The following is a 13956-nucleotide window of genomic DNA, read 5'->3' as shown; positions in this document are numbered from 1 at the left end:
TTTGCAATACAACAAAAAACCGTCAGCTCAATATTGAGTATACTGCTTGGCCGTGCTCAACCTCGTACGCCAAAGTTTGAATATAGCGGTTGAGGAATAGGCTAAAATCATTAACTTTGTTTGCAAATTCGGGTCGCCAGGTATAGCGTGGCTTTGCTGTTCTGTGTCTTTCGGCCCAAAAAACTGTCCCTTAATAGAACAACGAATAAATAAAATATGGCACTTGTAGAAATGGTTATGCCCAAAATGGGCGAGAGTATCATGGAAGGTACCGTTCTGAAATGGCTCAAAAACGTGGGTGACTCCATCGAGCAAGACGAATCGGTGCTGGAAGTAGCTACAGACAAAGTGGATACGGAAGTACCTGCCATCCAGGGCGGCGTGCTGAAGGAGATACTGGTACAGGAAGGTGATGTGGTAGCCGTAGGCGCCCCAATTGCCATCATCTCTACCAACGGCGAAGATACTGCCGCTCCTGCTGCTCCGGCCGCTGCTGAAGCACCAGTTGCTGCACCAGCCGCTCAGGCAATTTCGCAGCCTGCAGCCGCTTCTTCTGACGCTGCTGTAGCCAAACTCGACCAGCCAGCTTCTGGCCGTTTCTACTCTCCGCTTGTGCTTAATATTGCCCGCGAAGAAGGCATCTCGATGCAGGAACTGGAGTACGTTCCAGGTACCGGCAAAGAAGGCCGTGTGTCTAAAAAAGACATCCTGACATACGTAGAGAGCCGCAAAAACGCACCGCAGCAAGCTGCCGCCCCACAAGCCCAGCCCCAAGCACAAGCTCCTGCCGCAGCTCTACAACAGCAGGCCGCTACGGCACCGGCTGCTCAGCCACAGGCTCAAGCCGCTCCTGCCGCCTCCAAGCCAGCTGCTTCTTACAGCGGCAATGTGGAGATCATTGAGATGGACCGCATGCGCAAAATGATTGCCGACCGCATGGTGGACAGCAAGCGCGTATCGCCACACGTGACTTCTTTCGTAGAGGCCGACGTGACCAACATCGTGAACTGGAGAAATAAGTGGAAGAACGACTATAAGAAGCGCGAAGGCGAGAACCTGACCTTCACCCCGATCTTCATCGACGCGATTGCCAAAGCGATTAAAGACTTCCCGATGATCAACGTGTCTGTGGACGGTGGCAACATTATCCGCCACAAAGACATCAACATCGGTATGGCTGTGGCTCTGCCAAGCGGTAACCTGATCGTGCCGAACATAAAGAACGCCGACCAACTCAACCTGAACGGCCTGACGAAGAAAGTAAACGACCTCGCCAACCGTGGCCGTATGAACAAGCTGACGCCAGACGACCTGGCAGGCGGCACTTATACCGTGTCAAATGTAGGCTCTTTTGGCAACGTGATGGGCACCCCAATCATCATGCAGCCGCAAGTGGCCATTATGGCCGTGGGCGCTATCAAGAAGAAGCCTGCCGTAATCGAGACGCCAGAGGGCGACCTGATCGGCATCCGTCACTTCATGTTCCTGTCGCACTCCTACGACCACCGCGTAGTAGACGGTTCACTGGGTGGCATGTTCGTGCGCCGTGTGGCTGATTACCTCGAGAACTTCGATGTGAACCAGACGATCTAATACGTATCACGACAAAGGAGCTTCTTTGACAAAGGACAGAAGACTTCCGATATAAACAGAAAGCCTGCCTCAGAAATTGGGGCGGGCTTTTTTGTGGGTATAGCATTAAACATACCTTTTTACTAATATTGATACATCTGTTTTATCCCGCTTCCGTTTATGTGGAAGTATAAACCATTTCCAAAACTATGAGAGTTGCCATTGCCTGGATTCTGGCTGCCATTTTTCTTTTTGCAGCTGTTTATTTCTACTGGAAGAAAAATGACGCGGAAAGCCGCTTGCGCATAGCCGACAACAAATTAGCTGAAACCGGTCAGCAACTGGAGCAGGAAGAAGCTGAAGCGGATTCGCTGGAAGACATGATGCTGCCGCCTGATACCATGAGTGTAGTTCCTCCGAGCGGTGTGGAGTTTGTGGACGAAATGGGCAGCCTGAGTGAAAGCGACATCCAGAAGCTGCGTAAAAAAGGCCTGCGCAACCCCGAAGTAGACCTGATGAACGACCTGAGCCGCAAGCAAGGTCAGCTTATACCTAAAGAAGGCGTAGTAGGCGGCACGATGACCATTCGCGACAGCCGCATCCTGAACGACCGCTATGCCATGGCTTATTATGAAGACGGGCACATTGGCGGTTACATGATCTTACGCTACGAAGTAAACAACGGAAATATCACGTGGCGTGTAGTGGATAGCTCGGCATTGTAGCCTTCTGCACGATATTTGAGTATAGGAAAACAGGTATAAACCCAAAGCACTATGACGCCACTTACGCTCCTGTTTCCTATACTCTTTTCTTTGATCTTCAGTCAGGACAGCAATTTGCAGTTGAGCCAGGACCTTAGCAAAGATGCCAGGATTCTTGCCAACACCTCCGTCTTCATCAGCGACAATGCTACGCTGAGCCCCTCCATGCGGACCGTCGAAAGCGACCTGGAACTGTTCTATGTCATGGCAAGTATCAACCTTTCGCAAAGCAAATACAGCGCCCGGCAGCAAGGTAAGCACCATGTGCAGACCTGGCGTTTCAGCGAGGGTAACATCAAAGCCATACACCAGATCGAAACCACCATAGCACTTGACACAGTCGTAACGCAACGCTATCTGGAAGACAGAGCCCCTACCCAACAGCGCATCCAAAACAATTTCAAGTTTCGTACCTACGCTGTTTCTACCGCAGATGCACTGATCAAACTCTACTATCTCACGGAGGATGAGCAAGGCTTACTCGAATATAAAATCGATGACCGCCACGTGGAACTTATGTACCCGAAGAAAAAACTGGGACTGAGTGATATCATGCCGAAAGTAAAGGATGAATTGGATCAGTTAGTGGTAGGGTTGAGTAAGGAGTAAACAACAGCGGCCGTTCCCTCACGAGAACGGCCGCTGCCATATTTATCAAAGCTTATACCTTAAAGTGAGGCCAGGCTCTGCTCAATGGCGTGAATCTTGGCTTCGGCATCGGCTTGCTTCTTGCGCTCGTTGGCGATTACCGCTTCCGGGGCACCGCTTACGAAACGCTCGTTGCTCAACTTCTTCACAACTGAGTTGAGGAAGCCTCTGGTGTACTCCAGCTCCTTCTGCAGACGTTCCCGCTCAGCTTCCACGTCAATATTGCCCTCCATTGGGATGAAGAACTCGTCGCCAGCCTCTACGAAGCTGATGGCGCCTTCTACGTTCTCCTGCACGAGCGAAATTTCGTTTATGTTCGCCAGCTTGCGGATGATGCTGATGAAGTCCTCGTAGCCATCCTGGTTCATCACTTTAATGGCCAGATCAAGCGACTTGTTAGGCGATATGTTCTTCGAGTTGCGGATGTTGCGGATAGCAGCCACGATTTTAAGCACGCTCTCCATTTTCTCGTTGAGCTGTTTATCAAACTTGTCCTGCTTCGGCCAGGCAGAAACGATCAGGTATTCCTTCTCTTTACGCTCTTTCAGGTCGTGCCAGATCTCCTCTGTAATAAACGGCATAAACGGATGCAGCACTTTCAGCACCTTCTCCAGGTATACAATGGTTGTATCCAGCGTCTGCTTGTCGATCGGCTGCTGGTAGGCAGGCTTGATCATTTCGAGGTAGCTCGAGCAGAAGTCGTCCCATACCAGTTTGTAAACCGCCAGCAGGGCGTCCGAAATACGGAACTTCGTGAAGTGATCCTCGATCTGTACGAATGCCTCGTTGAAGCGGGAGTCGAACCAAGCCATGGCCGTTTCGTTCGGGCATGGCAGGTTTTCGTCCACTTCCCAGCCTTTGATCAAACGGTATGCGTTCCAGATTTTGTTGCTGAAGTTACGTCCCTGCTCCACTAGTTTCTCATCGAACAGCAGGTCATTGCCAGCTGGTGAGCTGAACAACATACCGGCACGTACACCATCAGCGCCGTACTGGTCGATCAGGTCGAGCGGATCTGGCGAGTTGCCTAACTGCTTCGACATCTTACGACCCTGCGTATCACGCACGATACCGGTCAGGTATACATTGCGGAACGGCGGCTCATTGCGGAACTCAAATCCGGCCATGATCATACGGGCTACCCAGAAGAAGAGAATCTCCGGAGCTGTTACCAGATCGTTGGTCGGATAGTAGTAGAGGATGTCCTTGTTATCCGGATCTTTAAATCCGTCGAACACCGAGATTGGCCACAGCCAGGAAGAGAACCAGGTATCCAGCACGTCCTCGTCCTGACGCAGGTCTTCAGCTTGCAGGTTGTCGTTGCCGCTCTGCTTGCGTGCCAGTTCAAGCGCCTCTTCAGCTGAAGTTGCCACTACAAACGAGCCATCCGGCAGGTAGTAAGCAGGGATCTGCTGTCCCCACCACAGTTGACGTGAAATACACCAGTCGTGTACGTTCTCCATCCAGGAGCGGTACATGTTCTTGAACTTCGGCGGGTGCAGACGAATCTCATCATTCATCACAGCATCGAGGGCCGGCTTGGCCATTTTGTCCATTTTGCACCACCACTGCATCGACAAGCGCGGCTCAATTACAGCACCTGTACGCTCAGAAGTCTGCAGTACGCTCGCATACTCTTCTATCTTCACCAGCAAACCAGCTTCCTGCAGGTCCTTTACGATGTTGCGACGGGCCGCGAAACGGTCCTGCCCCACGTATAGCTGCGCCTTTTCGTTCAGCGTACCGTCATCATTCAGGATGTCGATGGTCGGCAGCTGGTGCTTCTGGCCCAGTTCGTAGTCGTTCAGATCATGCGCAGGAGTTACCTTCAAGGCACCCGTACCGAACTCAATCGACACGTACTCATCCAGAATCACCGGAATCTCTTTTCCCAGCAAAGGAATACGCACAGACTTGCCGTGCAGGTGGGTATAGCGCTCGTCATTTGGGTTCACAGCCACGGCCACGTCTGCCATAATGGTTTCCGGACGTGAAGTCGCAACGGTGATATAGGTCGGCTCTGCAGCACCCACTACTTCGTAGTTCAGGTGATACATCTTGGCCATGGTATCTTTTGGCACCACTTCTTCGTCTGAAAGAGCTGTCTTTCCCTGCGGGTCCCAGTTTACCATGCGCACACCACGGTAGATCTGGCCTTTGCGGTACAGGTCCACAAACACTTCGATTACGGCCGCGCTCATGTCGTCTTCCATTGTGAAGCGGGTACGGTCCCAGTCGCAGGAGGCGCCCAGTTTTTTCAGCTGCTCCAGAATGATGCCGCCGTATTTCTCTTTCCACTCCCAAGCATACTTCAGAAACTCCTCGCGGGTCAGGTCTGCTTTATTAATGCCTTTTTCCTTGAGCATAGCCACCACTTTAGCCTCAGTGGCGATAGATGCGTGGTCAGTGCCCGGTACCCAGCAAGCCTCCTTACCCTTCATGCGCGCACGACGAATCAGCACATCCTGAATCGTGTTGTTGAGCATGTGGCCCATGTGTAGTACGCCCGTTACGTTTGGCGGCGGAATCACGATGGTGTAAGGTTCCTTTTTCGGGTTAGGCGTAGAACGGAAGAAGCCGCGCTGCATCCAGCTGCTGTACCACTTCTCTTCTACTTCTCTGGGATTATATTTCGTTGAAATCGACATCGTAAACTAGTTTTTTCTGCTAATAGCGCTAAAAGGCAAAATTAGGGATTTTACGTTAATTGTTGATTGCTAATTGTGGATTGTTGTGTGCTATACCTGATTTTGCCGATTTAATCCTTTTATGACTTTTCGGCCATCGGGATAAATCTGAAAGATTCCTACCACTTCAAGAATCCAGGTTCCTCACGAAAGTTCGCAATGACAGTGATATACTTTAATTCTTATATAACAACATAGAGGGCTTTCTCCACACCCTACTCAACCCGGATATCATACCTGGTCAGTAAACCAATCAGACCACTTTGTGAGAACTTTGCCTTCTTGATGTTATTGACTTCGGGATCGATCATGTAGTTGTAGGCTGTGACCAGATCAGCTTCGTTAAGGTTAGTTCGCTCAAACATGGCACCCGCTAAATCTGCGTTATCAAACCTGGCCTTGGTTAAATTGGCTTGCTCGAATACCGCATTTTTGAGAGAGCAATCGATAAAGTGGGTCTTGGGCATTTTTCGGCGCAGAAAAGAGGTATAGTCCATCAGGCAACTCTCAAAACCAACCGTAAACAGAAACTCCTCGCACTCGTTGAAGTTGATGCCTGTGAGCTTGCACTCTTTGAACGTGACGTTGTTCAGCGTTGAGTTGCTCAGCTTCAGCATGGCCAGGTTACAGCCTATAAACTGGCAGTCAGTAAAGCGATTGTTGGAGAAATCACTGTTAGAGAAATCGCAGTTTTTGAACACACAGTCCTCGAACTCACGCCCTTTGATGGCTTTGCCTGGGTATGTGATTTTTTCGAACGTTTTATCCTGATGTAGTTGCTCTTCCATAGGTATAGCTTGTAAAGATGAAATAAAAAAACCTGCCGTGAAAGACAGGTTTTTTGTGCTGTTGGTGTTGGCTATACCTAGCTGGCCTGGTGCAGCCAGTCTTTTTTCGCCAATAGCTCTTCTTCTGTCTCGCGGTAGTCTGGGTCGTCGACGCAGCAGTCCACCGGGCAGACAGCGGCACACTGAGGTTCCTCGTGGAAGCCCATGCACTCTGTACACTTATCTGATACAATGTAATAGAACTCGTCCGAAATAGGAGGCTGTGCCGCATCGCCGGGGATGATCTCACCACCATCGATCTCTACTTCTTTGAGCTCCGTGCCACCGCCCCAGGTCCATTCCGCTCCGCCTTCGTATATGGCAGTGTTCGGACATTCTGGTTCGCAGGCGCCACAGTTTATACATTCATCAGTGATCATTATCGCCATAATCGTATCTCCTGTATATTTTTAGTACTTTTGTATCGCTTTATTTACCGAACAAAATTAGGAACATTAAGTATCCGTATCAAATAAATTTTAACACAGCGGTTTGCCATGACATTAGAGAACAGAATCGAAGCTTTCGTGAAGTTGGGGAAGCAACTGCAGGATATGACGCCTGATGAGCGCAAGGCCCTGTCTTTTGTTGCACAAGCTAAAAACCCTTGGTTCGACGAGGCCAGCGTTTCTGCCGCTCTTCAGGGTGTAATCACCCTGCTCAATGAGCAATACCTCCGTGAATGGCTTTACCCTTACCACCTCAAACAGGTTACACCGAAAAAGGTTGGCGTCGTCATGGCCGGCAATATTCCGATGGTCGGTTTCCACGATTTTATGTCGGTGCTGCTGAGCGGGCACTTCCTGCTGGCTAAGCTGAGTTCGGATGACGATGTGCTAATGCGCCGCCTCGCCAGCATGCTGGTAGGTATAGAACCTGCTTTTGCCAACCAGTTCGAGTTCGTGGACATGCTCAAGGAAGCTGATGCTATTATTGCGACTGGCTCCGATAATACGGCCCGCTACTTTGAATACTATTTTGCCAAGCGCCCGCACATCATCCGGAAGAACCGCACCAGCATCGGCGTGCTGACAGGCTACGAAGAGACCGAAGAGCTACATGCCCTGGGCAACGATATTTTCCAGTACTATGGGCTGGGCTGCCGTAACGTCTCCAAGGTATACGTACCGGTAGGCTATACCTTCGACAAACTGTACGAAGCTAATGAGCACCATAAAACCATTCTGGACCACCACAAGTACCAGAACAACTACGACTATAACAAGTCGATTTTGTTGGTTAACCGCGTACCGCACTTCGACAACGGTTTCCTATTGATTCAGCCTAGCGAGAACTTGGTATCGCCTATCTCGGTGCTGTTTTACGAGACTTTCACGTCCCTGCCTGACCTGCGCCACAAACTGGCTGCCGTAAAGGATAAAACCCAATGCGTGGTATCTGCCCACAGCTGGCTAGAGGGCTCTATACCTTTTGGCGATGCCCAATGCCCAATGCCATGGGATTATGCAGATGGTGTAGATACCATGGCGTTTTTGCAGAAGCTGTAGGTATAGCATTAGGCTATTAAAATCGCCTCCTTCCTAGAACCAAAATATTAGTGTGGCATGTTTTGTGGTTATACACCTGCCAACACTTAAATTTTACGACTATGAAGAGGACCGAGAAGAGAGCCAGTCTAATTGAGAAGGAGCGCATTCCGATGCTCCACTTCGGCCAGGAGGATGTGCTGAAGGACCCCACGGCCCGCAGTATACGCAACTACGAGGCCAACCGCGCCACTATTTTAGGCAACGCCTACCGTAACAAAGCGATCATTACCTTCTGCACGGAGGATGGCGATGTAAAGAAAGTGGAAACTACCGTTTGGTGCTATGACGACAAGTTTGTGCTATTGAAATCGGGAACGTTTCTGCCGTTAAAATCTATCCTTAAGATTGAGAACAGCTAATGGTACGACAACTTACTCAACCGATTTGCAGCTATACCTGTAGGCGAAACAATTCAAAAGCATAACAGCCCGCACACGAAGATAAGACTCCGCTGCGGGCTGTTTTGGTTTACGTGAGTCACAGACTCGCTTTTATCAATAAGCACGGCAATGATTTCCGCACTAGCTCTAGCCAGTTACAAAAAACTTATGGTCAAATTAATTGGAGAGTGATTGTAAAAGGTATAGCGTGTACTATTCGGACAGGTCGCAACCTGTCCCTACAAATGCTAATCACTCATTCACTAAACTAATCAATCACTAACTCCTTAAATCCTATCCAGCACCTTGACAATCAGGCTGTCAATCACTTCTTCGGCGTTGGTAGCGAACTCCTGCGAAATGCGGTTAGCCACGATGGCGTTGAGCGATAACATTTCGTGGCCCAACAGACGGCCCATGGCATAATAGCCGGCCGTCTCCATTTCGAAGTTGGTGATACGGAAGTCGCATACCTTGAAATCCTGGTAGACCTTCAGCAGGTCAGGATTGCGCAATCCGCCACGCAGCACGCGTCCCTGCGGGGCGTAGAAGCCGGCAAGTTAGCGTGTTTCCAGGAATCATATCAAATGCAATCTTGTCGATCAAGCTTTTGGAGCCATTTACGCAGTATGGACGGAAACCCACACCTAATTGCTCCTGCAGCGCTTTGGTAATACTTTGCTCATTTTCGTCCTGCTCCAGCGGGTAGAATTCCATCAGCGAGTCCAGACCGATACCGTGGTGCGAGGCCAGGTGACTACCCAGCGGGATATCAGACTGCAACGAACCAGAAGTGCCGATACGTACGATCTTCAGAGAAATCTTCTCCTCGTTCGGCTCACGTGATTGAAAATCGATGTTCACCAGTGCATCCAGTTCATTCATCAGAATATCGATGTTATCCGTTCCCATACCTGTCGAGATGACCGTAATACGCTTGCCCTTATAGTAACCAGTATGCGTTACAAACTCCCGTTTGGTAATCTGCACCTCTATCTCGTCAAAATACTTACTCACCATAGGCACACGATCAGGGTCACCAACCGTAATGATGGTGTCTGAAATATGTTCTGGCTGCAGGTTGAGGTGATAAATAGTGCCGTTCTTATTGATGATCAGTTCTGATTCTGGAATTGCCATAGGATTGGTTACGTTAGAAACAAAGAAAAGCGTGGCTGTAGGGCGCACGCTTTTCTGAGCTTTAGAGAATACTTACTTAGATACGATAGAAGTCTTGCGACGGTTGAATCCTTTTAATGGATTGTAGCCATTCAGGTTCTTTTGGTAGTAGCCTGTGCCGTCGTACGGCCGCTTTTCCGGGTGCTCTTTGCACTCAGTGGAACAGGCGCCTTCCAGTTCCCAGCCACACTTCTCACAGATCGGCACGTGCAGGTTGCACACCGGGTTGGCGCAGTTTACCATGCGGTCTTCCACGGTGCCACATACGTGGCATTTGGAGATCACCGTAGGGTTCACAGAGTTCACATCCACGGCAACGCGGTTATCGAACACATAGCACTTGCCCTCGAAGTCTTCGCCGCCGGCCTCTTTGCCGTACTTGATGATACCGCCATGTAGCTGATACACGTCTTCAAAACCTTGCTCCAGTAAGAAGGCACTGGCTTTTTCGCACTTGATACCGCCTGTGCAGTAGGTCAGGATTTTCTTGCCTTTCAGTTCTTCTTTCAAGGCGTCGATCTTTTCCGGAAACTCACGGAAGTTCTCAATGTCCAAGGTAACGGCGTTTTTGAAACGGCCCACGCTGTACTCGTAATCCGAGCGCATGTCCATCACTACCACGTCGTCGCGGTCTTTCATTTCCTTGAACTCCTTCGGCTCCAGGTGTATGCCTGTGCGCACATTCGGGTCGATGTACAGGAGACCGGAGTGAACGATCTCAGCTTTGGTGCGCACGTGCAACTTGGCAAATGCGTGCTTGTCTGACTCGTCTACCTTAAAGTCCACCTTAGCGAAGCGTGGGTCGGCTTTCACGATCTCCATATACTTGTCGCAGTCTTCTTTCAGACCAGACACGGTGCCGTTGAGGCCCTCTTTGGAAATGATGATACGGCCGAGCAGGTTCAGCTCGAGGCAAAGTAAATGGTGCTCCTCCCGGAACGCCTCAGGATCTGCTATCGGTGTGTAGCAGTAGTACAGTAATATGCTGTATGGTTTGTTCATAACTGCTTAGTTTCAGCTAAGTGTTAAAATTGATTGTTGATTGTCTGAATCTTTATATAGGACCCCTACCCCAAGGATTTTCAGGAAAGATTAACAGGATTATACTTCCCAATTACTCCATCACGAATTCACTCATTCAAAGATTTAAAAGCAAAGGTAAAACCTGCTGCTATACCTAAAAATGACCTATGTCAGTTTTGCAACAGCAGATGCCGGCAAAAAAGTTTACTTAACCGGCGCGGCTGGGTTACCAAACACGGTGGCTTTGGCAGGCACGTTGGCTACTACCACAGAGCCGGCACCTACGCGGGCGTTCTTGCCGATCTTCACACCAGAAACGATTACAGCGCCTGTGCCAATAAAAGCACCGTCTTCAATGATTACCTCGGAATTGATGACAGCACCTGCACCGATTTGCACATTGTCACCGATCTCGGCTTTGGTATCAACCAGCGCACGCGACTCGATCACGTTGTAGTTGCCTACTTTGGCATTGTTGTTTACAATAGCTCCTGCTCCGATCATGTTACCATGGCCCAGCCAGGCAAATTCTGATACTGCGCTGAATTTATGGATGGCGTTGACAGGTACTACCTTGTACTCATCTTTGAGCATTTTGATGAGACCTTTGCGGGCGGCGGAATCCTCTACGGCCACAAACACGTCGCATTTTTTGCCGATCAGTTTCAGGAACTCGCTGTCTTCTGTGCTGCTCATCACCGACACATTGTTGAGTTCCTGCTGCTGCAGGTCCTTGCTGTCGTCGAGGAAGCAATACACGACCACATTGTTGCTGTTGAATATATCGAGAGCTGCCGTACCCAGTTTTTGGGCACCAAGTATAATTACCGGATTTTGCATAGCCTATTTCAAATAAGGTGCAAAGGTACGAAGATTAGTGCTAATCTGCAGCGATTTGTGCAGGCTCGTCTTCTTCATGCTGCGGCTGACGAACAGGCAGCAGGTAGCGGAGCAGCTCGCTATTGGTTTTACAGAGCAGCAGCAGGTATACCACAAAGGGCAGCACGACTACTCTATACCTGTTGAGTGTGCCCAGATTCGGCATACTGTACGCCAGCAATACGCCCATCACAAATACATAAACGAGCACCGCCGTAAGCAGGTAGCCATAGCGCCACTTTACACGTCCCGACTCAAACAGGTCGCGCAGGAAGCCGAAGGCCAGCACTAGCAACAGGGTATTTTCCAGAGCCGCTGCAAAGGTGCGCACATTGTATACCTCCCAGATAAAAGGCCGGAACAGCATACCAATAAAAGCCAGCTGGGAGTGTAGCGCAAAGCTCAGGTAAGTTGGCTCCAGGAAAGGGAAGTCGATACGGGGTTTGCCCTGCGAGGCCAGCAAACTGACCTGGTAATTGCCATAAACCACATCCGGAAGGGTCTCCAGGTTTAGATTGGGATTCAATTGCGTACCGAGCCAGGCTATACCTGAGAACAACACGAGCAAGACAAGTCCCTTCATAAGCCAGTGGATATGTGCCAGTTTCGGGTTGTAGAAAATCAGTTTAAGAAGCAGCGCTAAAGCCACTGTCAGCGCAAGGGCCACCGCCACAAAGTATTTCACAAGCCAGATCAGGTATAGGCCAAGCCCCGCCAGCAATAGGTACAGCACGGGTTTGCGCTTCAGCTTTCCGAACAGCAGGTATAGGCTACTGCCCAGCAGCAGTCCCATCCCACCCATCAGCACACTCTCTTTCAGTACACCCGAAGACCAGTAAACCACAGATGGAAATACCAGAAAAGCTACGACGGCAGGTATAGCTGTTGTTGGGAAATACCGGGCCAGCGCATTAACAAAAAACCACAACCCGGCAAAGCTAAACAGCGACAGGTATAGCGAACTGAGGTAGTAATTGTTATTGGTCAGCAGCATGGGCATGCTAAGCAGCCGGGGCATGTTCCAGGCACTCTCATAGAAAGGCTTTTGCAGCTCCTGTAGCGGTGTACCCGTAGGATCATTAAAGAACAGGTATTGCAGGTAAATGCCTATGCCTTGCTCTTGCGCCAGGTCGGTCATCATAAGGGCACGCTTGTAATAGAGTTGTGTATCGCCTTTGTCGAATACATAAAAACTCAATACCCCAATCAGCAGCCCGCAGGCAAGCTTAAGCAGAAGCGTCGGGAAAAAATAAGGACGCAATCCGGTGTTCCAGTTCTGTTTCCAGAGCCACCAAACTAGCCCAGCCAGCACCAGCAGGTTCAGGCCGTAAATCAGTATACTCACGTAGTTGGTAGATTTTGCTTCATAATCTTGTTGCCAATGGCGCAGCGCAGGCAGTTGACTGGCTGGCAGTAGCGTTTGTAGAGTCCGAGGGCAGCCTGGTTATCAGCGGCGGAAGCAGCTTTCCAGCCCAGCTCCTCATACTGCCGTGTGATACGGTTGCTGGCTTCTTTCACTTTTTCAAGCAGGTCCACCGCTTTGTCGAGGTGCTCGAGCTGATCTGTATGCACGGTGTAGGCTGCCAACAAGGGTGCTGCCACATTGATGGTCAAATTCTGCGCACTCGATTTGCCCAGTTGCACCTGCACCGCCTTTGACTCCGCTCCAAAGGTATAATGTTTTTGCCAATAAGCTGATACCGGCGCCTGCCACAGTGCATCGTAGTTCCTGACGCCCTCGGTGCGAATGATCGTGGAAAACAGACTTTTGTATTTATGAAGCAGTGCAGCGAGTTGCGCCAATCGCACGGTCGGGAAATTGGCAGGCCGCATGCGCAGGAAGTTCCAGTGGTGCCGCTGCATCGCCTGCTCCTGCAGGTTATACTTACGGCTCAGGTAGGTATGCTCTTTGGCAAGCGTGGTGCTGTATTCGTCTGTTGGTTCCTCCAAAAAACCAGCTTGCCCGAACAGCAGTGCCTCCAGTTGGAACAAGTCGTGCTGATGCTTGCGCACCACCTGCATCGGCAGTGCCCGGGCCAGCCGCTCAAAAGGATCCTGATTGATCTTAAAGCCAAAGGCCTTGCACAGCACCTGAAAAGCGGTGGCTTCCCAGTCATTGCCAAGCTGATGGTATACCTGCAGCACCTCCTCCCCTTTTAGCTCCAGTCGCTCTGTAAGGGCACGCCCCAGCATCATGGTTTTGGTGATGTCAGGCACCTGTGGCCAAAAGCCGGCGCAAGGTATAGCAAAGGGTGCCCGCCGCAGTTGCTCATAGGTTTGCAGCAGGGCAGTATTTACGCGGTCTTTCAGTTCGAGCGTAGGTATAAAAGTGCCATCAGTACGTTTTACCGCCTCGTCAGCTTCCCATACCACATGCAGCACCACCTGGTTATACTTGAAGTCGAGTTGGTGCTGGTGCCGTCGCCAGTCGGAGCCACGCAGGTGAA

Annotated in this window: 12 protein-coding genes and 1 pseudogene; 5 read left to right on the top strand and 8 right to left on the bottom strand. The window is 50.3% G+C overall.

From position 1 onward, the window contains the following. Positions 1–216 precede the first annotated feature (216 nt). The 3 genes from O71_RS01830 to O71_RS01820 all read left to right on the top strand — a co-directional run bounded on the left by O71_RS01830 (position 217) and on the right by O71_RS01820 (position 2945). Positions 217–1593 carry a dihydrolipoamide acetyltransferase family protein gene (locus O71_RS01830; RefSeq protein ID WP_007652591.1) on the top strand — a complete coding sequence of 459 codons (1377 nt, stop codon included), beginning with the start codon at positions 217–219 and terminating at the stop codon, positions 1591–1593. A 188-nt stretch (positions 1594–1781) separates the two neighbouring features. Continuing rightward, a complete protein-coding gene (locus O71_RS01825) occupies positions 1782–2297 on the top strand; it encodes a hypothetical protein (RefSeq protein WP_007652589.1) in 516 nt (171 codons plus the stop codon). Between the two features lie 51 nt (positions 2298–2348). Beyond that, complete coding sequence (locus O71_RS01820; RefSeq protein ID WP_007652587.1) at positions 2349–2945, top strand: hypothetical protein; 597 nt, start codon at positions 2349–2351, stop codon at positions 2943–2945. A 59-nt stretch (positions 2946–3004) separates the two neighbouring features. Here the strand turns inward: O71_RS01820 and O71_RS01815 are convergent, their stop codons facing one another. From O71_RS01815 to O71_RS01805, 3 genes are all read right to left on the bottom strand, one after another. Then, positions 3005–5632 carry a valine--tRNA ligase gene (locus O71_RS01815; protein WP_007652586.1) on the bottom strand — a complete coding sequence of 876 codons (2628 nt, stop codon included), beginning with the start codon at positions 5630–5632 and terminating at the stop codon, positions 3005–3007. A gap of 254 nt (positions 5633–5886) precedes the next feature. Further along, entirely contained in the window at positions 5887–6459 is a 573-nt protein-coding gene (locus O71_RS01810; RefSeq protein WP_007652584.1) for a pentapeptide repeat-containing protein, read from the bottom strand. A 77-nt stretch (positions 6460–6536) separates the two neighbouring features. Continuing rightward, positions 6537–6887, bottom strand: coding sequence for a 4Fe-4S dicluster domain-containing protein (locus O71_RS01805; RefSeq protein ID WP_007652581.1), 351 nt, complete (start codon positions 6885–6887; stop codon positions 6537–6539). Between the two features lie 108 nt (positions 6888–6995). On the opposite strand from O71_RS01805, the gene O71_RS01800 reads away from it, so the two are divergent. Continuing rightward, positions 6996–8006 carry an acyl-CoA reductase gene (locus tag O71_RS01800; protein WP_007652579.1) on the top strand — a complete coding sequence of 337 codons (1011 nt, stop codon included), beginning with the start codon at positions 6996–6998 and terminating at the stop codon, positions 8004–8006. A gap of 101 nt (positions 8007–8107) precedes the next feature. Beyond that, positions 8108–8407, top strand: a complete 300-nt coding sequence (locus O71_RS01795; protein WP_007652577.1) for a hypothetical protein — start codon at positions 8108–8110, stop codon at positions 8405–8407. 308 nt (positions 8408–8715) lie between these two features. On the opposite strand, the pseudogene O71_RS01790 reads toward O71_RS01795, so the two are convergent. From O71_RS01790 to O71_RS01770, 5 genes and pseudogenes are all read right to left on the bottom strand, one after another. Then, a pseudogene (locus O71_RS01790) lies at positions 8716–9568 on the bottom strand (nucleoside phosphorylase). Between the two features lie 72 nt (positions 9569–9640). Next, complete coding sequence (locus tag O71_RS01785; protein ID WP_007652575.1) at positions 9641–10609, bottom strand: rhodanese-related sulfurtransferase; 969 nt, start codon at positions 10607–10609, stop codon at positions 9641–9643. A gap of 225 nt (positions 10610–10834) precedes the next feature. Continuing rightward, positions 10835–11470 (bottom strand): NeuD/PglB/VioB family sugar acetyltransferase, encoded by a 636-nt coding sequence (locus O71_RS01780; protein WP_007652573.1) that lies wholly within the window; start codon positions 11468–11470, stop codon positions 10835–10837. Between the two features lie 40 nt (positions 11471–11510). Then, entirely contained in the window at positions 11511–12854 is a 1344-nt protein-coding gene (locus tag O71_RS01775) for a hypothetical protein (protein WP_007652570.1), read from the bottom strand. Beyond that, positions 12851–13956: DUF2851 family protein (locus O71_RS01770; RefSeq protein ID WP_007652568.1), on the bottom strand; the 1106-nt coding region annotated here is incomplete at its 5' end. The genes O71_RS01775 and O71_RS01770, both read right to left, overlap by 4 nt.

Origin of the sequence: Pontibacter sp. BAB1700, from assembly GCF_000277005.1 — a bacterium.
Classification (GTDB): domain Bacteria; phylum Bacteroidota; class Bacteroidia; order Cytophagales; family Hymenobacteraceae; genus Pontibacter; species Pontibacter lucknowensis.
The sequence above is the reverse complement of the archived record's forward strand: the minus strand, read 5'-3'. Positions and strand labels throughout refer to the sequence as shown.

What these genes read in the sequence shown, in the direction of transcription:
- O71_RS01830 (WP_007652591.1), top strand. Translation starts at nt 217, where the DNA reads ATGGCACTTGTAGAAATGGTTATGCCCAAAATGGGCGAGAGTATCATG.
- O71_RS01825 (WP_007652589.1), top strand. Translation starts at nt 1,782, where the DNA reads ATGAGAGTTGCCATTGCCTGGATTCTGGCTGCCATTTTTCTTTTTGCA.
- O71_RS01820 (WP_007652587.1), top strand. Translation starts at nt 2,349, where the DNA reads ATGACGCCACTTACGCTCCTGTTTCCTATACTCTTTTCTTTGATCTTC.
- O71_RS01815 (WP_007652586.1), bottom strand. Translation starts at nt 5,632, where the DNA reads ATGTCGATTTCAACGAAATATAATCCCAGAGAAGTAGAAGAGAAGTGG.
- O71_RS01810 (WP_007652584.1), bottom strand. Translation starts at nt 6,459, where the DNA reads ATGGAAGAGCAACTACATCAGGATAAAACGTTCGAAAAAATCACATAC.
- O71_RS01805 (WP_007652581.1), bottom strand. Translation starts at nt 6,887, where the DNA reads ATGGCGATAATGATCACTGATGAATGTATAAACTGTGGCGCCTGCGAA.
- O71_RS01800 (WP_007652579.1), top strand. Translation starts at nt 6,996, where the DNA reads ATGACATTAGAGAACAGAATCGAAGCTTTCGTGAAGTTGGGGAAGCAA.
- O71_RS01795 (WP_007652577.1), top strand. Translation starts at nt 8,108, where the DNA reads ATGAAGAGGACCGAGAAGAGAGCCAGTCTAATTGAGAAGGAGCGCATT.
- O71_RS01785 (WP_007652575.1), bottom strand. Translation starts at nt 10,609, where the DNA reads ATGAACAAACCATACAGCATATTACTGTACTACTGCTACACACCGATA.
- O71_RS01780 (WP_007652573.1), bottom strand. Translation starts at nt 11,470, where the DNA reads ATGCAAAATCCGGTAATTATACTTGGTGCCCAAAAACTGGGTACGGCA.